This window comes from Neorhizobium sp. PAMB6716, assembly GCF_058242805.1.
In genome coordinates this window covers 2,978,752-3,002,682 of sequence record NZ_CM177835.1, presented here as the reverse complement: position 1 = coordinate 3,002,682, position 23,931 = coordinate 2,978,752, and the positions used below count along the sequence as shown (strand labels likewise).

Sequence of the window (23,931 nt, the reverse complement as noted above, 5' to 3'; positions counted from 1 at the left end):
GGAATCCATGGACCAACTGGCCATTGCCGATCGGCGGATGCTGCGTCGCAAGCTTACCTTCTGGCGCGTGGCAGCAGCCCTGCTCCTCGTTGCCATCGGTTTTTCCGTCTACCGGTATGCCGCAGGCGGCGGCGGAACCGTTGCGCCGCACGTGGCCCGCGTTGAAATTTCCGGCATGATCACCGATGACGACGAACTGGTCGAGCGGCTGGAGGCGATCGCCAAGAACAGCCAGGCCAAGGCGCTCGTTGTTTCCATTTCGTCGCCGGGCGGCACGACCTATGGCGGCGAGCGTATTTTCAAGGCGCTGCGCGCGGTGGCGGCCGAAAAGCCTGTTGTGTCCGACATTCGCACCCTTGCCGCCTCCGCCGGCTACATGATCGCCTCTGCCGGCGACAATATCGTCGCCGGTGAAAGCTCGATCACCGGCTCGATCGGCGTCATCTTCCAGTATCCGCAGGTGCAGCCGCTGCTTGAAAAGCTTGGCGTATCGCTCGATGAGATCAAGTCGGCGCCGCTGAAGGCCGAGCCTTCGCCCTTCCATCCGGCCAGCGACGACGCCAAGGCGATGATCCGCGCCATGGTGATGGACAGTTTTGACTGGTTCGTCGATCTGGTGGCCGACCGGCGCGGCATGACGCGCGACGAGGTGCTGAAACTTGCCGACGGCACCATCTTTACCGGCCGCCAGGCGCTGAAGGTGAAACTGGTCGATCAATTGGGCGGAACGCCGGAGATCCGCAAGTATCTGGCCTCGCGCGGCGTGGACGACAAGCTGCCGATCGTCGAGTGGAAGAAGGCCGAGCAATCCTCCTTCCTGTCGCTTGCCTCTGCAGCAGGCATTGCCGGACTGATGGGTCTTGACGTAAGCAGCCTATCCAATGCCATGCGCGGATGGGGTGCGGGAAACTTGTTCCTTGACGGTCTGGTCTCGGTTTGGCAGGTTGGGCGGCAGTGAAAGTCTAATCCTTTCAGGGGGAAATCGTGATCAAGTCAGAACTGGTGCAGATCGTCGCGGCACGAAATCCGCACCTCTATCACCGCGACGTCGAGAACATCGTGAATGCGGTTCTGGACGAGATCACCGATGCGCTGGCGGGGGGCAATCGGGTCGAATTGCGTGGCTTTGGCGCATTTTCCGTGAAAAACCGGCCGTCACGCTCCGGCCGCAACCCGCGCACCGGTGAAACGGTGTTCGTCGAGGAAAAATGGGTGCCCTTCTTCAAGACCGGCAAGGAGTTGCGCGAGCGGCTGAACCCCGATCTGGCCGACGAGGAAGACGAAGACGCCGATTGATTGCGTCTTTGCAGCGCTCCGGCGTTGAGCCTGCCTTGAAAGCGCCGGTTCGGACGCTATCCTCGTTACACTTGAAAGCACCGCAACCGGCGGCGCTTCGCCGTTCAGATTCGCCAGGAGCTATCGATGAACCGGGTCAAGAAAATCGTCAGTCTGGTGGTTTTCGTGCCGCTTGCGATCGTGCTGATCGTGCTGTGCGTGGCCAACCGGCAGGTGGTGACGCTGGCGTTGAACCCGTTCGAACCTCAGGATACCGTGCTTGCGCTGAGCGGCCCGTTCTTCGTTTTCCTGTTTCTGGCGGTGATCTTCGGCATGCTGCTGGGCTCTGTCGCCACCTGGATCGCCCAGGGCAAATACCGTCGCCAGGCCCGCATTGAAGCGCGCGAGGCGCTGAAACGCCACCAGGGCTTGCCGGCGAGCAATGCCACCACACCGGCGAGAAACTCGGCATCTCCGGCGCTGACGCTTCCGCCCGCGAAGGGCTGAAACGCCAGTCGAGAAGGTTTTTAGAGGTCGCTGACGCGTTCTCCCACCGCTGCGTTGAAATTGGCGAAAAACTGCTGCGCCAGCTTTTGCGAGGTGGAACCGATCAGACGTGAGCCGAGCTGGGCGAGCTTGCCGCCCACCTGCGCCTCCGCCTTGTAGGTGAGGATCGTGTCATTGCCGTCTTCGCGCAGCACCACATCGGCAAATCCCTTGGCAAAGCCTGCAATGCCGCCCTTGCCTTCACCGGAAATGCGATAACTCTCGGGCGCATTGATGTCGGTGAGGGTGACTTCGCCGCTGAAACTGGCCGAGACAGGGCCGATCTTGATCTTGACGGTGGCCGCAAGTTCCGTCGGCGAGGCCTGCTCCAGCGTCTGACAGCCCGGAATGCACTGTTTTAAAATCTCCGGATCGTTCAGAGCGGCCCAGACCACCGGACGCGTTGCCGCAATGCGTTCTTCTCCAACAATGTCCATGGCTCTCCTCCCAAAGCGCCGTGCGTCCCTGTGGGCGCACTTGGGGCGCTCCATATTGCCGATCGTGCCGGCCGTGCTCCTCTAACGACCGTTCACCTTCCTGTATCGCAGACCGGAAAGCGCTTTGCCAAGGGGCTGGCCAATGCTATTTGCTGCCGTCAGACCAGACATCAGCGGACGAGACGCGTTGAAGAAGAAATTTGAACGGCGCGAGCCGAGATCCCTATCCAAAAATGCCGGCGACCCGCAAAACCGCGTGCGGGCAGAAAGCCGTGCGCCGGCAAAGACATCGGCAAAATCGCCGGCAAGCTCGGAGAGCAAGCCTGCACGGCCTGAACCAGCGGCGCTGCAGCCCGTGGAGGTACGCCCGCTTCTCAAGCGCAGCGGTGATCTGCCGGCCGAGCGCGTGCCGGTCATTCTTTCGTCTGAGGCCGCCGGCGATTTCCACCTGATCGACAGCGGTGCCGGACTGAAGCTGGAGCAATACGGACCGTATCGCATCGTGCGCCCGGAAGCGCAGGCGCTGTGGCAACCGACGCTTGGCCCCCATGTCTGGGAAAACGCCGATGCGATCTTTACCGGCGACACCGACGAAGACGGCATGGGCCGCTGGCGGTTTCCAAGGGAAGCGCTTGGCGAAACCTGGCCGATGGCGCTGCTCGGCGTCGATTTTCTCGGTCGTTTCACCGCCTTTCGCCATGTCGGCGTGTTTCCCGAGCAACTCGTCCACTGGGCCTTCGTCAAGGAACAGGCCGAAAAGGCCGGCCGGCCGATCAAGGTTTTGAACCTCTTTGGTTATACGGGCGTCGCTTCGCTGGTGGCAGCTTCAGCTGGCGCCGAAGTCACCCATGTGGATGCCTCCAAGAAGGCGATCGGCTGGGCGCGCGAAAACCAGGCTTTGTCGCGGCTCGACAAGGCGCCGATCCGCTGGATCTGCGAGGATGCCATGAAGTTCATCCTGCGCGAGGAGCGTCGCGGCAACCGCTATGACATCATTCTCGCCGATCCGCCGAAATTCGGTCGCGGCCCGAACGGCGAAGTGTTTCATCTCTTCGAACAATTGCCGCTGATGCTCGATGTGTGCCGCGAGATCCTGTCGCCGAACGCCATCGGCCTGGTGCTGACGGCCTATTCGATCCGCGCCAGCTTCTATTCGATCCACGAGCTGATGCGCGAGACCATGCGCGGCGCGGGCGGCGCCGTCGAATCCGGTGAGCTTGTGATCCGCGAGGCAGGCCTTGACGGCCACACGCCCGGGCGCACGCTTTCCACCTCTCTCTTCAGCCGCTGGGTGCGCACATGACAAACGAAGACCGCCGGACCGGTACCGGCCGGGTAGGGCAGGTGAAGGAAGTCACCAGCCTTTCCAACCCGATCATCAAGGACATCAAGGCGCTCTCCAACAAGAAGGACCGCGAGGAAACCGGCACCTTCATGGCGGAGGGCTTAAAACTCGTCATTGACGCGCTGGAACTGGGCTTTGAAATCCGCACGCTGGTTTATGCGAAAGCCGCCAAGGGCAAGCCGCTGGTCGAGCAGGTCGCGGTAAAAACCGTGGCGCGCGGCGGGCTTGTGCTGGAAGTCAGCGAAAAGGTGCTGTCTTCGGTGACGCGGCGCGACAATCCGCAGATGGTCGTCGGCATTTTCGAGCAGCAGTGGAAACGTCTGTCCGATCTGCGGCCGGAACTGGGGCAAACCTTCGTGGCGCTCGACCGGGTGCGCGATCCCGGCAATCTCGGCACGATCATCCGCACGGCCGATGCCGCCGGCGCATCTGGCGTCATCCTCGTTGGCGAATGCACCGATCCGTTTTCGCTGGAGACGGTGCGGGCCACGATGGGCTCGATCTTTGCCATGCCGCTCTACCGGGCGTCTGTCGGTGAGTTCATCGGTTTTGCCAGAAAATCCGGTGCGCAGGTGGTGGCCACGCATCTGGCTGGCGCCGTCGATTACCGCACGATCGATTATAAGCCGAAACCGACCATCCTTTTGATGGGCAACGAACAATCCGGCCTGCCGGATGAGCTGGCGAAGGCGGCCGACCGGCTGGCGCGCATTCCCCAGCAGGGGCTTGCCGATTCGCTCAACCTTGCCGTTGCCACCGCCGTCATGCTGTTTGAGGCGCGCCGGCACCTGCTCAGCCTGGAGGCCCGATGACAGAGCCTGTTACAACCCGGACGCTTCTGTCGCGGCCCGTGCCGATTGCCATCTTCATTGTCGTTGCCGTCCTCCTTGACCAGTTGATCAAGGTGGCGGTGGAGGCTTTCCTGCCATTACAGGAGGCTGTTCCGCTTCTGCCGGTTCTGGCGCTCTACCGCACCTATAATCTCGGCGTTGCCTTTTCCATGCTGTCGGACATGGAAGGCTGGTTCATCGTGTCGATGCGCCTCGTCATCGTCGTCTTTGTGCTGTGGCTCTGGCACCGCACGCCAAAAGACCGGATGTTTGCGCATCTCGGTTTTGCGCTGATCATTTCGGGAGCAATCGGTAATATTCTTGACCGCCTGTTTTATGGGCATGTTGTAGATTATATTCTCTTTCATACCCAAACATGGTCTTTTGCTGTATTCAATCTGGCAGACAGCTTTATAACAATAGGTGCCGGATGCGTCATTCTTGATGAACTGCTAGGATCTAGACGCAAGCGCGCATAATCTTTACGCTTGAAGTGATAAGCTTTGAGAAGGAACTTGTGCTAATTATGCGTCATGCGCGTATTCACCGATCGTCACTGCTGGCCTCGAATCGCTTTCTTGCGACGACCAGATGGGCAGGAGGGGTCGTGAAGCAGGTCCTGCGGAGTGAACGAACGCGATGAGCCGATTCCTGACAGATGGCGGGGTTTATCTTGAACACGGATCGGCAAACGTGCCGGATGTTCACGCCGCCATGACGCCGCTTGCCTTTCTTGCCAGTCAGGATCTGTTTTCCCATCCCGCTCTGGTGCGCGCTGAAAACGGGGTGGTCAAGGGATCCAACCTGACGTTCCGCCTGCTGACCGGCTGTGCCGCCCCGGAGGGCCGTCTGCCCGACGAACTGGGGATCGCGCTTGCGCCGGAACCGCTGCTTCAGCCGAAGGATATCGAGGTCCCCACAGTTGAAGGCATGCGCATCTTTTCCTGGCAGGATGTTGTCCTGCAGGATCCGATCTCGCAGGCAATCCTCGTGCTTGGCACGGGGCGGGATGTGACAGCCGAGCGGGATATTGCCCATCAGCGCGAAGAAGCGCGCCTGCATGCGGAGGAGGAAAGCGCCTCGAAAACCCGGCAGATGGCAACCGTTGTGCATGAACTGCGCACGCCGCTGACCGGCATTCTCGGCATGAGCCATCTGCTGGAACAGACCAGCCTGACGCTTGAGCAGAAGAACTATATCGGCGGCGTCCACCAGGCGGGCCTTGCGATGGCGCAGCTTGTCGATGATCTTCTCGACTTCGCCACCCTGCAGGCCGGCCGTTTCCGCCTGAACAGCCGCGCGGAAAACCTGCGCCAGTTGCTGGAAAGCGTCGTGGAAATGCTCGCCCCGCGCGCCCATGAAAAATCGATCGAGATCGGCTCGACTGTTGCCTTCGATGTGCCGACGCTGATGGATTTTGATCCGGCACGCCTGCGACAGGTGCTGTTCAACGTCATCGGCAATGCCGTCAAGTTCACCCATGAGGGGGGTGTACTGACCCGTGTCGGCATGGATGGCGGCCATGTGGTGATTACCGTTGCCGATACGGGACCGGGCATGACGGCGGAAGCGCAGCGGCACATCTTTGCCGAATTCGAACAGGCCGGAGAGGCCATGGACCGCAGCGGCGGCACCGGCCTTGGCCTTTCGATTGCCACCCGAATCCTCAACGAATTCGGCGGATCACTGTCTGTCGACAGCGAAAAGGGCAGGGGCACCACCTTCACCATCCGGTTCCCGGCCGTTTTCGTCAAGGCTGGCAATGAAGGCAATGACCGCATGTTGCTGCTGCGCTCGTCGCGCGTGCTTCTGATTGCGCCGACGGGGCCGGCGGCGGCGGCCACCATCGCCACCATCGAAACACTGGGCGGCCGTTGTCGCCATGCGCGCACGCCCGCCGAAGCGGAGCAGACCATTGGCCAGCTGGCCCGGCAGGGCATGGCCTTTACCGATATGATCGTCGATCATCGCACGGAGGGCTCCGTTGCGTTGCTGACGCAAGCGCACGGCATGCGCCGCATCCTTCTGGTGAGCCCCGAGGAGCGTGCAGCCCAACCCTGGGACAGTTATGACGCCTGGTTGATCCGGCCGCTGCGCGAACAGTCGCTGGTCGACGTGCTGCGCGGCAGGCTTGGCGGCGGCGAAGGGCGTTCGCCCTCCGACATGCGCACGCAGGCGCGGCCACAGGCCCCGATCCTGACGCGCCGGCAGCTTTCCGTGCTGCTTGCCGAAGACGATCCGGTGAGCGCCATGATGGTCGGCTCGATCCTCCAGAAGGCCGGATGTGTCGTTCATCATGTGTCTGATCTTGCCGCACTGCAGGAGGCGGCCCTGGGTGAGAGGCATCCAGACCTCATCATTTCCGATATTCACATGCCCGGTGGCGACCTGGCGCAAGTGCTGCCGCTGCTGGCCAATGGCCACAATGGCGCTCGCCGTATGATCGCCCCGGTTCTTGTGCTCAGCGGCGAAATGGATGCCGTTCTCCAGGACAAGATGCTGGCGCAAGGCGCGCGCCGGGTCCTGCAAAAGCCCATCGATCCGCAGGTCCTTCTGCGTGAGGTGGAACTGGTCATGGCGGCCTCCGCCTGACAGCTGTCATAAAATGCGTTTCAGCCTTTCTTTTGCCGGAATTCGGTTTGTCACGTTGTTGTTGCACTTTGATGTTCTATGAAGACAATCATCAGAGACGGACGAAACGTCATGACTATCGAATTGCTTGATCGCGACATCGCGTTTGGTGCCGAGCAGAGCCCGTCGCGCCCGCAGGCCCGCACCGATGTTCTGGGCCGGATCGGCAGCCTGGAAACCCGGCTTGCCCGCAACCCCCGCGAAGTGGATGCAGCCCAGGCGCTGCGTTACCGGGTGTTCGTCGAGGAAATGCATGCCCAGCTGCCGCCCGAGGCCATGCGCCGCGGTCGCGACATCGATAGCTTCGATGATATCTGCGACCATCTTCTGGTGGTCGATACGGCGCTTTATGGCGATCCGGAAGACCAGATCGTCGGCACCTACCGTCTCCTGCGCCAGGACGTGGCGGTCAACCATGGCGGTTTCTATTCCGCCTGCGAATTCGATATCGATCCGCTTCTGGCGCGCCATCCCGACAAACGCTTCATGGAGCTTGGCCGTTCCTGCGTGCTGCCCAACTATCGCACCAAACGCACGGTGGAACTGCTGTGGCAGGGCAACTGGGCCTATGCGCTGAAGCACAATATCCATGCCATGTTCGGTTGCGCCTCGTTTCCGGGCGTGCGGCCGGAGGAGCATGCGCTGGCGCTGTCCTTCCTGCATCAGACGGTCTGCGCCAAGGGCGACTGGGCAGCCTCTGCCAAGTCCGATCTGTTTTGCGAAATGGACCTGATGCCGGCCGAAGCGATCAATCCCAAGCGGGCGCTGATGTCGATGCCGCCGCTGGTCAAGGGTTATCTGCGGCTGGGTGCCATGGTCGGCCGCGGCGCCGTCGTCGATCAGGCGTTCAACACCACCGATGTGCTGGTCATCCTGCCGATCGAAGCGATTTCAGGCCGCTATATCAATTATTACGGGGCCGATGCCGGGCGTTTTGCCAGCTGAGCCCTGGCCGCCTGTTCCGATTAGAAGCCGGCGGACTTTTCAGTCCGCCGGCTTTTTATTTGGTGTGACGGGAGTTCAGGACCCGGCGTTATAGGCGGCAATGGCGGCCATGTTGACGATATCGCTGTCCTTGGCGCCCATCGAGGTGATCTGAACCGACTTGTCGAGGCCGACCAGAAGCGGGCCGATCAGCGTCGAGCCGCCAAGCTCCTCCAGCATGCGCGTGGAAATGGCCGCCGAGTGGATGGCGGGCATGACGAGCACGTTGGCGGTGCCGGAGAGACGCGTGAACGGATATTGCTCCATGCGGGTAGCATTGAGCGCAATATCGGCCCCCATCTCGCCGTCATATTCGAAATCGAGACGGCGCTGGTCTAGGATTTTCACCGCCTCGCGCACCCGTTCCGAGCGTTCGCCGCGCGGCTGGCCGAAGGTGGAATATGCAAGCAGCGCGACGCGCGGCTCATATCCCATACGGCGCGCCATGCGGGCGGCTTCCACGGCGATATCAGCCAGATCCTCGGCGGAGGGCATGTCGTGGACGGCGGTATCCGTCACGAAGACGGTTCGGCCGCGTGACACGACGAGCGAGACACCGATGACCTTGTGGCCGGGTTTTGCATCGATGCAGCGGCGCACGTCGGAGAGCGCCGTTGCATAATTACGCGTCGTGCCCGTCACCATCGCATCCGCATCACCCAGCGCCACCATGCAGGCGGCAAAGTGGTTGCGGTCGTTGTGGATGAGGCGCTGCACGTCACGCAGCAGGTAACCCTCGCGCTGAAGCCTTGCATAGAGATAATCGATATAGGTTTCGACGCGGGTGGAGAGGCGTGCGTTGACGATCTCGATGCCCGGGCGATCTAGCTCGATGCCGGCCCGTTCTGCCGTAGAGCGGATTACGTCGTCGCGGCCAAGCAGAATGGCTGTGCCGAGCCCTTGTGCGATGAAGGAGACGGCAGCGCGCATGACCTGCTCTTCTTCCGCCTCGGCAAACACCACCCGCTTGGGGCTGCGGCGCACCTGCTGGTAGATGCCTTGCGTGGTCGCGGCAATCGGATCCCGCCTTGCCGAGAGATCGCGGCCGTAGGCGTCGAGATCCTCGATCACCTTGCGGGCCACGCCGCTTTCGATGGCAGCCTTGGCAACGGCCACCGGAATGGCCGAGATGAGACGCGGATCGAACGGCACCGGAATGATGTATTGCGGCCCGAAACGGGGACGCACGCCCTGATAGGCGGCGGCCACATCATCCGGCACGTCCTGGCGAGCCAGGTCGGCCAGCGCATTGGCGGCGGCAATCTTCATGGCGTCATTGATCTGGCGGGCACGCACATCGAGCGCGCCGCGGAACATGTAGGGGAAGCAGAGAACGTTGTTCACCTGGTTCGGATAATCCGAGCGCCCGGTCGCCATGATCGCATCGTCGCGGATGCGCGAGACTTCCTCCGGGGTGATTTCCGGATCGGGATTGGCCATGGCAAAGATGATCGGCTTGTCCGCCATGGAGCGGATCATCTCTTCGCTGAAGGCGCCCTTCTGCGACAGGCCGAGCACGACGTCTGCGCCGTTCATCGCCTCTTCCAGAGTGCGCCGGTCGGTTTTCACCGCATGCGCGCTCTTCCACTGGTTCATGCCCTCGGTGCGACCCTGGTAGATGACGCCCTTGGTGTCGCAGAGGATGATGTTTTCGGGCGCAAAGCCCATGGCCTTGATGAGTTCGATGCAGGCGATGGCGGCAGCGCCGGCGCCGTTGCAGACGAGCCTTGTGGTCTTCAGGTCGCGACCGGTCAGTTCCAGCGCGTTGATGAGACCGGCGGCGGCGATGATGGCCGTGCCATGCTGGTCGTCATGGAACACCGGGATGTCCATCAGTTCGCGCAACCGGCTCTCGATGATGAAACATTCCGGCGCCTTGATATCCTCAAGGTTGATGCCGCCGAAAGAGGGGCCGAGATAACGCACGCAGTTGACGAATTCGTCGACATTTTCCGTGTCGACCTCAAGGTCGATGGAATCGACATCGGCAAAACGCTTGAAGAGGACGGACTTGCCTTCCATGACCGGCTTGGAGGCGAGCGCGCCGAGATTGCCAAGGCCGAGGATCGCGGTGCCGTTGGAGATGACAGCCACCATGTTGCCGCGCGTGGTATAGTCGTAGGCGCTATCGGGGTTGGCGGCGATGGCCTTGACCGGCACAGCAACGCCGGGCGAATAGGCCAGCGACAGGTCGCGCTGGGTCGCCATCGGCTTGGTGGGTGTGATCTCCAGCTTGCCGGGGCGGCCGCTGCTGTGAAAATCGAGCGCTTCCTGCTCCGTTACCGAAGCGCGCTTGTGGTTCGCACCCGAGGCCGGGTGGGTCTCCTTGGCAGACATGTCTCCTCCAGCATGTTGTGGGCATCGCCCAAGTTTCGGGCGTGCTCTGTTGTATTGTCAGGGGCATAACCGATAGAGTCGCAGGTCACGCCACGCAACAGAAAACGGCCGGAAACGCCTTGGAACGCCTTACATCAGACGTCTGGAATACAGCCGAACTCATCACCGCGGAAAGCCGGGCTTCTGCGACGCCGATGATGGAGCAGTTTATCGAGATCAAGGCGAACAACCCGGATTCGCTGCTGTTCTATCGCATGGGCGATTTCTACGAGCTGTTCTTCGAAGATGCCGTGGAGGCCTCGCGGGCGCTCGGCATCACGCTCACCCGGCGCGGCCAGCACATGGGCCAGGATATCCAGATGTGCGGCGTGCCGATCCATGCGGCTGACGACTATCTGCAGAAGCTGATTTCACTCGGGTATCGCGTCGCCGTCTGCGAGCAGGTGGAAGATCCGGCGGAAGCCCGCAAGCGGGGCTCCAAATCCGTCGTCAAGCGCGATGTGGTGCGGCTGGTGACGCCGGGCACGCTGACGGAAGAAAAGCTGCTGTCGCCATCGGAATCCAACTATCTGATGGCGCTGGCCCGTATTCGCGGTGGCACCGACACGCAGATGGCGCTCGCCTGGATCGATATTTCCACGGGCGTCTTTCGCGTGGCGGAAACCACACCGCTGCGACTGCTCGCCGATATCCTGCGTATCGAGCCGCGCGAACTGATCGTGCCGGATACCGTCTTCCACGACCCCGACCTGAAGGCCACCTTCGATATTCTCGGCCGCGTGGCCGTGCCGCAGCCGGGTGTGCTGTTTGATAGCGCGACTGCGGAAGGGCGCATCACCCGTTATTTCGGCGTCGGCACGCTGGATGGGTTCGGCACGTTTTCGCGCAGTGAACTCGCCGCCGCCTCTGCGGCCGTCGCTTATGTGGAAAAAACCCAGATCGCCGAGCGCCCGCCGCTCAGCACGCCCGAGCGTGAAAACGGCGCCTCGACGCTGTTCATCGATCCGGCAACGCGCGGCAATCTGGAGCTGACGCGCACGCTGTCGGGAGATCGCGACGGCTCGCTGCTGAAGGCCATTGACCGCACCGTCACCGGCAGCGGCGCGCGGTTGCTTGCCGAGCGGCTGATGTCGCCGCTCACCGACCCCGCCATCATCAATGGCCGGCTGGATAGCGTCGCCTTCCTCATCGACGAGCCGTCGCTGTGTTCCGACCTGCGGGCGGCCTTGAAGCATGTGCCTGACATGCCACGCGCGCTGTCGCGGCTGGCTCTTGATCGCGGCGGCCCGCGCGATCTCGGTGGCATCCGCCAGGGGCTGTCCGCTGCCCGCCAGGTGGCCGAGCACCTTTCCGGCGCGCTGTTGCCGGAGGAACTGTCGGCGGCGCTGACGGACCTGCAGGCGCTGCCCTTCGCGCTCGAACAGCAGCTGGGCGAGACGCTGGCCGAGGATCTGCCGCTCCTGAAGCGCGACGGTGGTTTCGTCCGCGATGGCGCAGATGCGGATCTGGACGAGGTGCGGGCGCTGCGCGACCAGTCGCGCCGGGTGATAGCCGGCCTGCAGCTGCAATATGCCGAGGAAACCGGCATCAAGTCGCTCAAGATCAAGCATAACAATGTGCTCGGTTATTTCATCGAGGTGACCGCCGGCAATGCCGGGCCGATGATCGATACGCCAGAGGCAAAGGCCCGCTTCATTCACCGCCAGAGCATGGCAAACGCCATGCGCTTTACCACGACGGAACTTGCCGATCTCGAAAGCCGCATCGCAAATGCCGCAAACCAGGCGCTGACCATCGAGCTTGCCGCTTTCGAGACGATGACGAAGGCGGTGCTGGCCAGTGCCGAGGCAATCAAGGCCGGTGCCCGTGCGCTTGCCGTCATTGATGTCGCCGCCGGGCTGTCGCTTCTGGCCGATGAATGGAATTATTGCCGCCCGCAGGTGGATGGCTCGCGCCAGTTCAACATTGAGGGCGGGCGCCATCCGGTGGTGGAGCAGGCGCTGCGGCGTCAGTCGTCCAGTGCGTTCATCGCCAATGATTGCGATCTCTCGCCGAAAAGCGATGGCGGGTTCGGCGCGCTCTGGCTGCTCACCGGTCCCAACATGGGCGGTAAATCCACTTTCCTGCGCCAGAACGCGCTGATTGCCATTCTCGCGCAGATGGGCTCCTTCGTTCCGGCAGCCGCCGCGCAGATCGGTGTCGTCGACCGGCTGTTTTCCCGCGTCGGTGCATCCGACGATCTGGCGCGTGGGCGCTCCACCTTCATGGTGGAAATGGTGGAGACCGCGGCCATCCTCAACCAGGCGACCGACCGTTCCCTCGTCATCCTCGACGAGATCGGCCGGGGTACTGCGACCTTCGACGGCTTGTCGATTGCCTGGGCAGCCGTGGAACACCTGCATGAGGCCAACCGTTGCCGGGGCCTGTTTGCCACGCATTTTCACGAGCTGACGGCGCTGTCGGAAAAGCTCGGGCGGCTCTCCAATGCCACGATGCGGGTGAAGGAATGGGATGGCGACGTCATCTTCCTGCACGAGGTGGGGCCGGGGGCAGCGGACCGCTCCTACGGCATTCAGGTGGCCAAACTTGCCGGCCTGCCGGAGGCGGTCGTTTCGCGCGCCCGCGACGTCTTGAACAAGCTTGAGGATGCCGACCGCAAGAACCCGGCAAGCCAGTTGATCGACGATCTGCCGCTCTTCCAGGTGGCGGTGCGCAAGGAGCAGGAACGGCGCGGACCCTCCAAGGTGGAAGACGCGCTGAAGGCGATCAACCCCGACGATATGACGCCGCGCGAGGCGCTGGATGCGCTTTATGCGCTGAAAAAGCAGATCGACGCAAAATAGCCTCCCGGCATCCGCTGACAGGCAAAAGCCTGTGCTGCGAAACGCCTTGGCAAGGTCTGCGGTTCATTGTGCCGTTGCGCTTGGTTTGACGCCGATTTCATTGTGAAACCGGCCCGGAAAAGCTATAGCGCTTTGCGGGAGCGGCACCGGCAGGGCAAGATGGCAAGACACGAGATTGATTTTTCAGAACTTCTGGATGTGGACCGCCTCAGAGACGAATGCGAGGCGATCGCCAACGCCGGTGACGGCAATATGCTGGAAATCCGGGCAGCGCTTCTTCCTCTCCTGCGCCGCGCCAACAGCGAGGCGCGCGACAAGGCACGGATGAAACTCTCCGAGGATGGCAGCGGGCTGAATTGCGCCGAGCGCATATCCTGGGTTCAGGACCAGCTGATCTCGATCATCCACGCGCTTGTCTCCCGTCATGTCTATCCGAAATCGGGCTCGCGCATGGCTGTCACGGCTGTTGGCGGCTACGGGCGCGGCACGCTTGCGCCGGGATCGGACATCGACCTTCTGTTCCTGCTTCCGGTCAAAAATTCGGAAGAAGTGCGCAAGGCCGTGGAATTCCTGCTCTATGTGCTGTGGGATCTCGGCTTCAAGGTGGGCCATGCCACCCGCACGGTGGAAGAGTGCATTGCGCTCTCCAAACAGGACATGACGATCCGCACGACGATCCTAGAAATGCGGTTGCTCTGCGGAAAAGAGGCGCTGGCAGACGAGTTGCAGGAACGCTTCGCAGCAGAAATCGTCAGCCACAGCGGCCCGGATTTTATCGTCGCAAAACTGGCCGAACGCGACCAGCGCCATCAGAAAGCCGGTGATACCCGTTATCTGGTCGAGCCGAACGTCAAGGAAGGCAAGGGCGGCCTGCGCGATATCCAGACGCTGTTCTGGATCACCAAGTATCATTACCGGGTGCGTGATCCCGCCGAATTGGTGAAGCTCGGTGTCTTGTCGCGCCAGGAGTGGCGGCTGTTCCAGAAGGCCGAGGATTTTCTCTGGGCCGTGCGCTGCCAGATGCATTTTCTGACCGGCAAGGCCGAAGAGCGCCTGTCCTTCGATATCCAGCGCGAGATTGCCGAAAGCCTGGGGTATCACAACCGGCCGAACCTCTCGGCCGTCGAACGTTTCATGAAGCACTATTTCCTCGTCACCAAGGATGTCGGCGATCTCACCCGCATTCTGTGCGCAGCGCTTGAGGAAGAACAGGCAAAGCCGGCGCCCGGCATTACTGGCGTCATCTCGCGTTTTCGCAAGCGCACCCGCAAGATCCCCGGCAGCGCCGAATTTGTCGAGGATCAGGGCCGCATTGCGCTCGCCGCTCCCGATGTCTTCAAGCGGGATCCGGTCAGCATTATCAGGCTGTTCCATGTGGCTGACCTGCACGGGCTGGAATACCACCCGGATGCGCTGAAGGCGATTACGCGCGGCCTGCATCTCATCAATGACGAGTTGCGTGAAAATACCGAGGCAAACCGGCTGTTTCTCTCCATCCTTACCTCGCGGCTGGAGCCTGCGCTGACGCTGCGGCGCATGAACGAGGCCGGTGTGCTCGGCCGGTTCATTCCCGAATTCGGCAAGATCGTCGCGATGATGCAGTTCAGCATGTACCACCATTATACGGTGGACGAGCACCTGATCCGCGCCGTCGAGGGCCTCTCCAACATCGACAAGGGCCGTTTTGCCGACGAGCATCCGCTCGCCAACAAGCTGATGCCGCATATCGAGGAGCGTCAGGCGCTTTATGTCGCCGTTCTGCTGCACGATGTCGCAAAGGGCCGCCAGGAGGATCACTCGATTGCCGGCGCCCGTGTGGCGCGCAAGCTGTGCCCGCGCTTCGGGCTGAAACCGAAACAGACGGAACTCGTCGCCTGGCTGATCGACCAGCACCTGCTGATGTCGATGGTGGCGCAGACCCGCGACCTGCACGACCGCAAGACGATCACCGATTTTGCCGACAAGGTGCAGTCGCTCGACCGGCTGAAGATGCTGCTGATCCTGACGATATGCGATATCCGTGCCGTCGGCCCCGGCGTGTGGAACGGCTGGAAGGGCCAGCTTTTGCGCACGCTCTATTACGAGACCGAGCTGCTGCTGTCGGGTGGCTTTTCGGAAGTATCGCGCAAGGAGCGGGCGAAAGCTTCCGAGGAGGCGCTGGCCAAGGCGCTCTCCGACTGGAGCCAGAAGGAACGCAAGACCTATTCGAAGCTGCATTACCAGCCTTACCTTCTGTCGGTTCCGCTGGAAGATCAGGTGCGCCATGTCGGCTTCATCCGTGAGACGGACAAGGCCGGCCATGCGCTTGCCACCATGGTGCGCACCGACAGTTTTCGCGCCATTACCGAAATCACGGTGCTGGCACCCGACCATCCGCGCCTGTTGTCGATCATTGCCGGCGCCTGCGCGGCAGCCGGCGCCAACATTGCCGATGCGCAGATCTATACGACCACCGACGGGCGCGCGCTCGACACCATTCTCATCAGCCGCGAGTTCCAGAACGATGAGGACGAGTTGCGTCGCGCCGCCACGATTGGCCGCATGATCGAGGACGTGCTGTCGGGCAAGAAACGCCTGCCGGAGGTGATCGCCACCCGCGCCCGCTCCAAGAAGCGCAACAAGACGTTTACCGTCCATCCTTCGGTGACGCTCTCCAACACGCTGTCGAACAAGTTCACCGTCATCGAGGTGGAAGGGCTCGACCGCACCGGTCTCCTGGCAGACATGACGGTTGTTTTGGCGGACCTGTCGCTCGACATTCACTCGGCACGCATCACCACGTTTGGTGAAAAGGTCATCGATACCTTCTACGTGACGGATCTCGTCGGGCAGAAAGTCACCAACGAGAACCGTCAGGGCACCATCGTCACGCGGCTCAAGACTGTTATTTCCGAGCAGGAGGACGAGTTGCGGCGCGGCATGCCGTCGGGCATCATCGCGCCGGATCCGGCCGCCGTGTCCAACACCGCTCTGGCCAAGTCACGGACACAAGCATGAGCCTCGTCAAGAAGTTTGCAACCGTTGGCGGCGCCACGCTCGGCAGCCGCGTGTTCGGGTTCGCCCGCGAAACCCTGATGGCGGCAGCGCTCGGCACCGGCCCGATGGCCGACGTATTCTACGCCGCCTTCCGGTTCCCGAACCTCTTTCGCCGGCTGTTTGCCGAAGGCGCCTTCAACGCCGCCTTCGTGCCGTTGTTTTCCAAGGAAATCGAAGCGAACGGCATCGATGGCGCCAAGCGCTTTTCCGAGGAAGTTTTTGGCGTTCTCTTTTCCGTTCTCCTGCTGATCACCATCGTCATGGAGCTTTCCATGCCGCTTCTGGTGCGCTTCGTGATCGCGCCCGGTTTTGCCGATGATGCGGACAAGATGTCGATCACCATCCGCCTTGCCGCGGTGATGTTTCCGTATCTGATGTGCATGTCACTGACGGCAATGATGAGCGGCATGCTGAACTCGCTGCATCACTTTTTTGCCGCCGCCATTGCGCCCGTCTTTTTGAACGTGGTGATGATCGGCGCGCTGTTTTATGCGCTGTGGAGCGGTGCCGATCCGCTGTCGACGGCATGGTATCTGTCCTGGAGCGTGCTGGTTGCCGGGCTCTTGCAGCTGGCCGTGGTTTATATCGGCGTGCGCCATGCCGGCATCAGCATCGGCTTTCGCATGCCGCGCATCACCCCGAATGTGAAGCGGTTGCTGGTGCTGGCCGTGCCGGCAGCCGTTACCGGTGGCGTGACGCAGATCAACCAGATCATCGGCCAGGCAATTGCGTCGAGCAAGGAAGGCGCGATTGCAGCGCTTCAATATGCCGACCGTATCTACCAGCTGCCGCTCGGCGTCGTCGGCGTGGCCGTTGGCGTCGTGCTTTTGCCGGAACTGTCGAGGGCGCTCAAATCCGGCCACATGAAGGAGGCCGGCAATATCCAGAACCGGTCGCTGGAATTCGTGTTGTTCCTGACGCTGCCGGCCGCCGGTGGGCTCTGGATGCTGTCGGATGCGATTATCCGCGTTCTCTACGAGCGCGGCGCGTTTTCCGCCGAAAACACCACGGTGGTTGCCTCCATCCTCGCCATCTACGGGCTCGGCCTGCCGGGCTTCGTGCTGATCAAGGCTTTGCAGCCGGGCTTTTATGCCCGCGAGGACACCAAGACGCCGATGCGTTTCACCATGCTGTCGGTAGTCGTCAATTCAGGTCTTGCCATCACGCTTTTCCCGTTGATTGCCGAACGCGGCATTGCAACGGCAGAAGCCGCCGCCGGCTGGATCAACACGGCGCTGCTGTTTACCATGCTGTTGCGGCGCGGCCATCTGGTCTGGGAGTGGGGGCTTGCCCGGCGCACCCTCCTGCTGCTCGTGGCAACCGGCATCATGTGTGCGGCCCTCAGCTATGCGCTTGGCCATGCGGCTCCCTGGCTTGCACCGGGCACCCGGCTGATCGAGAAGGTCCTTGCCCTGTTTGCGCTGATCGGCGTGGCAATGCTGGTCTACTTTGCCGCGGCCTTTGCCGTCGGTGGTGCCGATCTCGGTATGATCCGCCGCAACCTCAAGCGCAAGCCGAAGCAGCCCGGCTGATGAGCTTCTTGCCTCAGCAATAGACCCAGCGGCGTTTTGGCCCCACATCGACATGGATGATGCCGTTGCAATAACGCCCGATGCCGCCGATGCCCGGTGCCGTCGCCGCAGCGGCAATGACAGTGCGATCGGACACACCCGGCACGCGGATATCGGCGGCCAGACAATGGCTGTGCTGCGACTTGCCGGAACGCGGGCGGTGGCCGGAGGTAACCACCGGCTTGTGTCCCGTCTCCACCGCGATATGGGCAAGGATGGCTTCCAGCTTTTCCGGGAAACATTCGGTTTTGACGCTCACCCGCTGCACCGTATAGGCGGCGCTATAATCGTGCTTGAACAGGTTGGCGCGGCGTTTTTTCACAGTTTCGGTGTCCGCAGCCATGGCGGACGAAATGGTCATTATGCTGGCCAGCGCGACGCAGAACAATGTGCGCATGATGTCTCCGTCAGTTCGATGCCCATGAGGATGAGCTGAATTTCAACTGGCGGAGCATTTCGTTTCATAAAGTGACGTCAGTAAGGACAAAAATGCTCAAATTCTAGATATGTCTGCCTTTGATCCTAATTTCCGTTAACCACTTCGCAGACCATCGCTTTTTTCGGCTCATCGATGCCGCTTTGAAAACGTCAGCGTCTGATGACGCATCATGTGGGAGATCGTAGGTTGTGGATGACGCATTAATGTCGCAAAAATGCCTGCATATTGTCGAATGTGCTGACGCTCCACTTGTTTTGCGATCAAGATTCGCATTTGTACGGTGCCCTGTACCCAGGAAATTGGGGGGAAGGAAAAGAAAAATGGCATTCATGAAATCCAGGTTGGCGACCACAATTCTCGTCGGATCGCTTCTGTTCGGCGCGAGCAATGCGCTGGCCGAGGCGGTTCTTCATCGCGGCAACAGCGGCGAGCCGCAGACGCTCGATTACGCCCACATCTCCATCAACATCGAAAGCTTCGTGGTCAAGGACCTGTTCGAAGGCCTGACGATTTATGATGCCAAGGGCGAGATCGTGCCGGGTGCCGCTGAAAGCTGGACCATGTCCGACGATGGCACTGTCTATACGTTCAAGCTGCGCGACAATGCCAAATGGTCTGACGGCTCTGACGTGACGGCAGAGGATTTCGTGTTCTCCATGCGCCGCGTCGAAGACCCGAAGACGGCGGCCGGTTATGCCAACATTCTCTACCCGATCAAGAATGCGCAGAAGGTCAACAAGGGCGAAGTGCCCGTGGATCAGCTCGGCGTGAAGGCCGTGGATGTAAAGACGGTGGAAATCACGCTCGAGCGCCCGACGCCGTTCTTCCTGCAGCTTCTGGCGCACCAGACGGCGCTGCCGATCAACAAGGCCAATTTTGAAAAGTTCGGCGATCAGTTCGTCAAGCCGGGCAACATGGTCTCCAACGGCGCCTTCAAGCTTGAGAGCCACGTGCCGAACGACACGCTGACGGTGGTGAAGAACGACCAGTATTGGGATGCCGCCAACGTCAAGCTCGACAAGGTGATCTTCTACCCGATCGATGACGATGCCGCATCCGTGCGCCGTTTCGAGGCGAAGGAAATGGACCTCGTCTATAATTTCTCCGCCGACCAGATCAAGCGCCTGCGCGAAAGCTATGGCGATCAGGTGCATGTCAGCCCGACGCTTGCCACCTATTACTACACGTTCGACACGCGCGAGGCGCCCTATAGCGACGTGCGCGTGCGCAATGCGCTCTCCATGGCCGTCGACCGCGACTTCCTGGCAAACGAGATCTATTCCGGCGCGCAGTTGCCGGCCTATCACCTCGTGCCGCCGGGTATGGAAGGGTATGGCGAGGGTGCCGTGCCGGACTGGGCGTCGCTGTCGCAGATCGACCGCGAGGACAAGGCCATCGAACTGATGAAGGAAGCGGGATACGGTGAGGGCGAAAAGCCGCTCAACATCGAGATCCGCTACAACACCAACGCCAACCACGAGCGCGTTGCAACGGCTGTTGCCGACATGTGGAAGAACACGTTTGGTGCCAATGTCTCGCTGATCAATCTCGATGTCGCCTCGCATTATGCCTACCTGCAGGAAGGCGGCAAGTTCAACGTGGCGCGCGCCGGCTGGACGGCCGATTATGCCGATCCGGAAAACTTCCTGACCCTAAATGTCGGCTCCAACGTCACCTTCAACTACGCCAAGTACAAGAACGACGAGTTCGATGCGCTGATGCAGCAGTCGAACGAGGAGCGGGATGTGGCAAAGCGCATGGAAATCCTGAAGAAGGCGGAAGCCATTCTCAGCCGTGACCAGCCGATTGCACCGTTCATGAACTCAGCCGACCTTTGGCTGGTATCGTCGCGCATTTCCGGCTGGACCGACAATGCCGTCAACGAGCATCTGTCCAAGTATTTGAGCGTCTCCGAATAACTCTTGAGGGAGAATGGCGCGCGGCAACCTGGAAAGGTCGTCGCGCGTCATGCTTTTGACCCATGATCAGCTTTGTCCTGCGCCGGCTGATGAGCGCCATTCCCACGGTGTTCGTCGTCGTGACGATCTCGTTTTTCCTGATGCGCTTTGCGCCTGGCGGTCCGTTTAACCTGGAACGTCCGCTGCCGCCCCAGACCATGGCCAACCTGATGGCGACCTACCATCTGGACCAGCCGATCTGGCGGCAATATCTCTCCTATATCGGCAATGCGCTGACGGGCGATTTTGGCCCGAGCTTCATCTACAAGGACAATACCGTTGCCGAGCTGATCGGCAAGGCGCTGCCCTATTCGATGCAGCTGGGCTCCATGGCCATCCTGATTGCGCTGGTCGGCGGCGTGTTGCTCGGCACGATTGCCGCCCTTCGCCAGAACAGCGTGCTCGATTTCGGCCTGATGGCGTTTGCAACCGTTGGCGTCACCGTTCCCAATTTCGTCGTTGGTCCGGTGCTGACGCTGGTGTTTGCCGTCCTTCTCTCCTGGCTGCCGGCCGGCGGATGGGGTGATGGCTCGGCGCAATATCTTATCCTGCCGATGATCGCGCTGGCGCTGCCGCAGTTGGCCGTCTTTGCGCGCCTCACCCGTGGCGCGATGATCGAGGCCCTGCATACCGACCATATCCGCACGGCCCGCGCCTATGGCCTGCCGTCCCGGGTCGTGGTCGTCACCCATGCGCTGCGCGGGGCGATGTTGCCGGTCGTGTCCTATCTGGCGCCGTGTGCGGCAGCACTTCTCACCGGTTCGGCCGTGGTGGAAAGCATTTTCACCATTCCGGGCGTCGGTCGCTATTTCGTGCTGGGGGCGCTGAACCGCGATTATCCGCTGGTGATGGGCACCGTCATCCTCGTCGCGATCTTTGTGATCCTCTTTAATCTCCTGGTCGATATCGCCTATGGCCTGCTCGACCCGAGGGTTCGCCATGACTGACATGACCACTATTTCCGCACCAGCACCCGAGATGAAAGGCCGAAGCCTTGGCCAGCTGGCCTGGATGCGCTTTCGCCGCAACACGGCGGCCATGGTCTCCTGCCTCGTGCTGCTGCTGATCGGGCTTTTTTCCTTTGCCGGCCCGCTCTTCGTGCCGCATGCCTATGACCAGGTGTTTGCCTCCTATGTCACGATCCCGCCGAGCCTTTCGCCCCGGCCGGACCCGAAGACGCTGGAAGATGTCGCCTCGTCGGCTGCAAGGCGCGCCCGCCTGACGCTCGAAAGCTTCGAGATCGAAAAGGGGGTGTTTACAGCCAAAGTCACCTCCTCAAGCCCTATCGATCCGCGCTCGGTGCGGTATTTCGACCGGGTGAACGAGTTCAAGTCGACGGAGGTCAAGGAAACCGCCCCCGACCAGCTCTCCATGGTGCTGTCAGGCACGGTGGACCAGAAATATTTCTTCTTCGGCACCGATAGCAACGGCCGTGACCTGATGGTGCGCGTCATGCTCGGCGGGCAGATTTCCATTGCCGTCGGGCTTGCGGCCTCGCTCGTCTCGCTCGGCATCGGCGTCGTCTACGGCGCAACGTCGGGTTATCTCGGTGGGCGCGTCGACAATGTGATGATGCGATTTGTGGAAATCCTCTACTCGCTGCCCTTCGTGTTTCTCGTCGTGGTGCTCGTCGTGTTCTTCGGCCGCTCGGTCATCCTGATCTTTGCCGTCATCGGCGCGGTGCAATGGCTGGAAATGGCCCGTATCGTGCGCGGCCAGACACTGTCGCTGAAACGCCGCGAATTCGTCGGTGCGGCGCAGGCTCTGGGTCTGTCTGATTGGCAGATCATCCGCCGCCACATCATCCCCAATACTATCGGGCCGGTCATCGTGTTTGTGACTGTGGTGGTGCCGCAGGTGATCCTGACGGAAAGTTTCCTGTCCTTCCTTGGCCTTGGCGTTCAGGCGCCGCTGGCGAGCTGGGGTACGTTGATCTCGGAAGGGGCAAAAAACATGCAGAATGCACCCTGGCTTTTGATCTTCCCGTCGATCTTCTTCGTCATCACGCTGTTTTCGCTGAATTTCGTCGGCGACGGCCTGCGCGACGCGCTCGATCCGAAGGACCGTTGAGCATGGATACCACTGAGACCAACGACACCGTGCTGACGGTTGCCAACCTGAAGGTGGATTTCACCACGCCTGATGGCGATGTGAATGCGGTGAAGGGCACCGGCTTTTCGGTGAAGAAGGGCGAAACGCTCGCCATCGTCGGCGAATCCGGTTCCGGCAAGAGCCAGACGATGATGGCGATCATGGGGCTTCTGGCCAGCAATGGCCGTGTGTCCGGCTCGGCGCGGTATGGCGAGACGGAACTGGTCGGCGCCAGCCTTTCGACGCTCAATAGCGTGCGCGGCTCCAAGATCACCATGATCTTCCAGGAACCGATGACCTCGCTCGATCCGCTCTACACGATCGGGCGACAGATTGCCGAACCGCTCATCCACCATCGCGGCATGGGTAAGCGTGAGGCCCGCGCCCGCGTGCTGGAACTGTTGAAACTCGTCGGCATCCCGGACCCGGAGCGGCGCATCGACAGCTACCCGCATGAAATGTCCGGCGGTCAGCGCCAGCGCGTGATGATCGCGATGGCCTTGGCGAACGAGCCGGACCTCTTGATTGCCGACGAGCCGACGACAGCGCTCGACGTGACGATCCAGGCGCAGATTCTGGATCTTCTCGCCGACCTGCAAAAGCGCTTCGGCATGGCCATCGTGCTGATTACCCATGATCTGGGTGTGGTGAAGCATGTCGCCGACCGCGTTGTCGTGATGCGGCGTGGCGAGATTGTCGAACAGGGCACGCGCGACGAGATTTTTGGCAATGCCCAGCATGACTATACCAAGATGCTGCTCGCCTCCGAGCCTGCCGGCGTGAAGCCCGCGCCGCCTGCGGAGGCTCCCGTCATTCTGGAAGGCCGCAATGTCGTCGTTGATTTCGATATTGGCGGCGGGTTCCTGTTCAAGGGCAACCAGACCTTTCGCGCCGTGGATAATGTCACGGTGCGGCTGCGGCAGGGGCAGACGATCGGCATCGTCGGCGAATCCGGGTCCGGCAAGTCGACGCTCGGCCGCGCGCTCCTGCGTCTGCTGGAATCGGACGGGCGTTATCGTTTCGAGACGACCGATGTCTCGAGCCTCGATCGCAAACAGATGCGGCCCTACCGGCGCCAGCTGCAGCTGGTGTTCCAGGACCCTTATGGCTCGCTCTCGCCGCGCCAGACGGTGGGTGAGATCATCACCGAAGGGCTTTATGTCCACGAGCCGGCGCTTTCCAAGGCCGACCGGGACAAGCGGGCCATCGAGGCGCTGAAGGAGGTCGGGCTCGATCCGGCCGCCCGCAACCGCTATCCGCACGAGTTTTCCGGCGGCCAGCGCCAGCGTATCGCCATTGCCCGTTCGATGATCCTCAAGCCCAAGGTGGTTATTCTGGACGAGCCGACCTCGGCGCTCGACCGTTCGGTGCAAAGGCAGGTGATCGAACTGCTACGCGACCTGCAGTCTAAGCATGATCTTTCCTATGTCTTCATCAGCCACGATCTTTCGGTGGTGCGCGCCATGTCCGACCATGTGGTTGTCATGAAGAACGGCCGCATCGTGGAGGAGGGGCCGACGGAAGAGATTTTCGACAGTCCCGCCGAGGATTATACCAAGGCGCTGATTGCAGCCGCCTTCACGCATTAAGCGAAGTCATGATACGCCC

General features: G+C 61.4%; 18 protein-coding genes. 15 read left to right on the top strand and 3 right to left on the bottom strand.

The window, feature by feature from the left end; all coding sequences use genetic code 11:
• The first annotated feature begins 7 nt into the window (after nt 1-7).
• The 3 genes from sppA to AC4CWH_RS14610 all read left to right on the top strand — a co-directional run bounded on the left by sppA (nt 8) and on the right by AC4CWH_RS14610 (nt 1,782).
• Nucleotides 8-958: a signal peptide peptidase SppA gene (sppA, locus tag AC4CWH_RS14620; RefSeq protein WP_491319296.1), complete on the top strand. Its 951-nt coding sequence runs from the start codon at nt 8-10 to the stop codon at nt 956-958.
• 26 nt (nt 959-984) lie between these two features.
• Nucleotides 985-1,296 (top strand): integration host factor subunit beta, encoded by a 312-nt coding sequence (locus AC4CWH_RS14615; protein ID WP_491282767.1) that lies wholly within the window; start codon nt 985-987, stop codon nt 1,294-1,296.
• A gap of 126 nt (nt 1,297-1,422) precedes the next feature.
• A complete protein-coding gene (locus AC4CWH_RS14610) occupies nt 1,423-1,782 on the top strand; it encodes a DUF1049 domain-containing protein (protein WP_491282766.1) in 360 nt (119 codons plus the stop codon).
• A gap of 20 nt (nt 1,783-1,802) precedes the next feature.
• On the opposite strand, the gene AC4CWH_RS14605 is transcribed toward AC4CWH_RS14610, so the two are convergent.
• Nucleotides 1,803-2,258: an SRPBCC family protein gene (locus tag AC4CWH_RS14605; RefSeq protein WP_491319295.1), complete on the bottom strand. Its 456-nt coding sequence runs from the start codon at nt 2,256-2,258 to the stop codon at nt 1,803-1,805.
• 142 nt (nt 2,259-2,400) lie between these two features.
• Between AC4CWH_RS14605 and AC4CWH_RS14600 the strand changes: the two genes are divergently transcribed.
• The 5 genes from AC4CWH_RS14600 to olsB all read left to right on the top strand — a co-directional run bounded on the left by AC4CWH_RS14600 (nt 2,401) and on the right by olsB (nt 8,009).
• On the top strand, nt 2,401-3,561 hold the full coding sequence (locus AC4CWH_RS14600) for a class I SAM-dependent methyltransferase (protein ID WP_491319294.1): 1,161 nt from the start codon (nt 2,401-2,403) through the stop codon (nt 3,559-3,561).
• The gene (locus AC4CWH_RS14595) at nt 3,558-4,415 is read left to right on the top strand and encodes a TrmH family RNA methyltransferase (RefSeq protein ID WP_491319293.1); all 858 of its coding nucleotides are present in this window, start codon (nt 3,558-3,560) and stop codon (nt 4,413-4,415) included. The genes AC4CWH_RS14600 and AC4CWH_RS14595 overlap by 4 nt, the downstream gene beginning before the upstream one ends.
• Nucleotides 4,412-4,912, top strand: coding sequence for a signal peptidase II (lspA, locus tag AC4CWH_RS14590; RefSeq protein WP_491282762.1), 501 nt, complete (start codon nt 4,412-4,414; stop codon nt 4,910-4,912). The genes AC4CWH_RS14595 and lspA overlap by 4 nt, the downstream gene beginning before the upstream one ends.
• A 160-nt stretch (nt 4,913-5,072) precedes the next feature.
• Nucleotides 5,073-7,025, top strand: a complete 1,953-nt coding sequence (locus AC4CWH_RS14585) for a hybrid sensor histidine kinase/response regulator (RefSeq protein ID WP_491319292.1) — start codon at nt 5,073-5,075, stop codon at nt 7,023-7,025.
• A 111-nt stretch (nt 7,026-7,136) separates the two neighbouring features.
• The gene (gene olsB / locus AC4CWH_RS14580; protein WP_491319291.1) at nt 7,137-8,009 is read left to right on the top strand and encodes a l-ornithine N(alpha)-acyltransferase; all 873 of its coding nucleotides are present in this window, start codon (nt 7,137-7,139) and stop codon (nt 8,007-8,009) included.
• A 75-nt stretch (nt 8,010-8,084) separates the two neighbouring features.
• Here the strand turns inward: olsB and AC4CWH_RS14575 are convergent, their stop codons facing one another.
• Entirely contained in the window at nt 8,085-10,385 is a 2,301-nt protein-coding gene (locus AC4CWH_RS14575) for an NADP-dependent malic enzyme (RefSeq protein WP_491319290.1), read from the bottom strand.
• Between the two features lie 194 nt (nt 10,386-10,579).
• On the opposite strand from AC4CWH_RS14575, the gene mutS reads away from it, so the two are divergent.
• From mutS to murJ, 3 genes are all read left to right on the top strand, one after another.
• The gene (mutS, locus tag AC4CWH_RS14570) at nt 10,580-13,228 is read left to right on the top strand and encodes a DNA mismatch repair protein MutS (protein ID WP_491321438.1); all 2,649 of its coding nucleotides are present in this window, start codon (nt 10,580-10,582) and stop codon (nt 13,226-13,228) included.
• 159 nt (nt 13,229-13,387) lie between these two features.
• The gene (locus AC4CWH_RS14565; RefSeq protein WP_491319289.1) at nt 13,388-16,225 is read left to right on the top strand and encodes a [protein-PII] uridylyltransferase; all 2,838 of its coding nucleotides are present in this window, start codon (nt 13,388-13,390) and stop codon (nt 16,223-16,225) included.
• Nucleotides 16,222-17,796 (top strand): murein biosynthesis integral membrane protein MurJ, encoded by a 1,575-nt coding sequence (gene murJ, locus AC4CWH_RS14560; RefSeq protein ID WP_491319288.1) that lies wholly within the window; start codon nt 16,222-16,224, stop codon nt 17,794-17,796. Before AC4CWH_RS14565 ends, murJ begins: the two co-directional genes overlap by 4 nt.
• Nucleotides 17,797-17,809: 13 nt before the next feature.
• Here the strand turns inward: murJ and AC4CWH_RS14555 are convergent, their stop codons facing one another.
• Nucleotides 17,810-18,232 carry a YcbK family protein gene (locus AC4CWH_RS14555; protein WP_491282756.1) on the bottom strand — a complete coding sequence of 141 codons (423 nt, stop codon included), beginning with the start codon at nt 18,230-18,232 and terminating at the stop codon, nt 17,810-17,812.
• Between the two features lie 362 nt (nt 18,233-18,594).
• Here AC4CWH_RS14555 and AC4CWH_RS14550 point away from each other — a divergent pair, with 362 nt between their 5' ends.
• The 4 genes from AC4CWH_RS14550 (at nt 18,595) to AC4CWH_RS14535 (ending at nt 23,912) form a co-directional block, all read left to right on the top strand.
• On the top strand, nt 18,595-20,193 hold the full coding sequence (locus AC4CWH_RS14550) for a peptide ABC transporter substrate-binding protein (RefSeq protein ID WP_491319287.1): 1,599 nt from the start codon (nt 18,595-18,597) through the stop codon (nt 20,191-20,193).
• A gap of 62 nt (nt 20,194-20,255) precedes the next feature.
• Nucleotides 20,256-21,179 carry an oligopeptide ABC transporter permease OppB gene (gene oppB, locus AC4CWH_RS14545; RefSeq protein ID WP_491319286.1) on the top strand — a complete coding sequence of 308 codons (924 nt, stop codon included), beginning with the start codon at nt 20,256-20,258 and terminating at the stop codon, nt 21,177-21,179.
• Complete coding sequence (locus tag AC4CWH_RS14540; protein ID WP_491319285.1) at nt 21,172-22,302, top strand: ABC transporter permease; 1,131 nt, start codon at nt 21,172-21,174, stop codon at nt 22,300-22,302. Before oppB ends, AC4CWH_RS14540 begins: the two co-directional genes overlap by 8 nt.
• A gap of 2 nt (nt 22,303-22,304) precedes the next feature.
• Complete coding sequence (locus AC4CWH_RS14535) at nt 22,305-23,912, top strand: ABC transporter ATP-binding protein (protein ID WP_491319284.1); 1,608 nt, start codon at nt 22,305-22,307, stop codon at nt 23,910-23,912.
• Nucleotides 23,913-23,931 lie beyond the last annotated feature (19 nt).

Excerpts from the sequence above, each read along its gene's own strand:
- AC4CWH_RS14610 (WP_491282766.1), top strand. The coding sequence starts at position 1,423 with ATGAACCGGGTCAAGAAAATCGTCAGTCTGGTGGTTTTCGTGCCGCTT.
- AC4CWH_RS14605 (WP_491319295.1), bottom strand. The coding sequence starts at position 2,258 with ATGGACATTGTTGGAGAAGAACGCATTGCGGCAACGCGTCCGGTGGTC.
- oppB (WP_491319286.1), top strand. The coding sequence starts at position 20,256 with ATGATCAGCTTTGTCCTGCGCCGGCTGATGAGCGCCATTCCCACGGTG.
- lspA (WP_491282762.1), top strand. The coding sequence starts at position 4,412 with ATGACAGAGCCTGTTACAACCCGGACGCTTCTGTCGCGGCCCGTGCCG.
- olsB (WP_491319291.1), top strand. The coding sequence starts at position 7,137 with ATGACTATCGAATTGCTTGATCGCGACATCGCGTTTGGTGCCGAGCAG.
- AC4CWH_RS14575 (WP_491319290.1), bottom strand. The coding sequence starts at position 10,385 with ATGTCTGCCAAGGAGACCCACCCGGCCTCGGGTGCGAACCACAAGCGC.
- mutS (WP_491321438.1), top strand. The coding sequence starts at position 10,580 with ATGATGGAGCAGTTTATCGAGATCAAGGCGAACAACCCGGATTCGCTG.
- AC4CWH_RS14555 (WP_491282756.1), bottom strand. The coding sequence starts at position 18,232 with ATGCGCACATTGTTCTGCGTCGCGCTGGCCAGCATAATGACCATTTCG.
- sppA (WP_491319296.1), top strand. The coding sequence starts at position 8 with ATGGACCAACTGGCCATTGCCGATCGGCGGATGCTGCGTCGCAAGCTT.
- murJ (WP_491319288.1), top strand. The coding sequence starts at position 16,222 with ATGAGCCTCGTCAAGAAGTTTGCAACCGTTGGCGGCGCCACGCTCGGC.
- AC4CWH_RS14600 (WP_491319294.1), top strand. The coding sequence starts at position 2,401 with ATGCTATTTGCTGCCGTCAGACCAGACATCAGCGGACGAGACGCGTTG.
- AC4CWH_RS14565 (WP_491319289.1), top strand. The coding sequence starts at position 13,388 with ATGGCAAGACACGAGATTGATTTTTCAGAACTTCTGGATGTGGACCGC.
- AC4CWH_RS14535 (WP_491319284.1), top strand. The coding sequence starts at position 22,305 with ATGGATACCACTGAGACCAACGACACCGTGCTGACGGTTGCCAACCTG.
- AC4CWH_RS14585 (WP_491319292.1), top strand. The coding sequence starts at position 5,073 with ATGAGCCGATTCCTGACAGATGGCGGGGTTTATCTTGAACACGGATCG.
- AC4CWH_RS14550 (WP_491319287.1), top strand. The coding sequence starts at position 18,595 with ATGGCATTCATGAAATCCAGGTTGGCGACCACAATTCTCGTCGGATCG.
- AC4CWH_RS14540 (WP_491319285.1), top strand. The coding sequence starts at position 21,172 with ATGACTGACATGACCACTATTTCCGCACCAGCACCCGAGATGAAAGGC.
- AC4CWH_RS14595 (WP_491319293.1), top strand. The coding sequence starts at position 3,558 with ATGACAAACGAAGACCGCCGGACCGGTACCGGCCGGGTAGGGCAGGTG.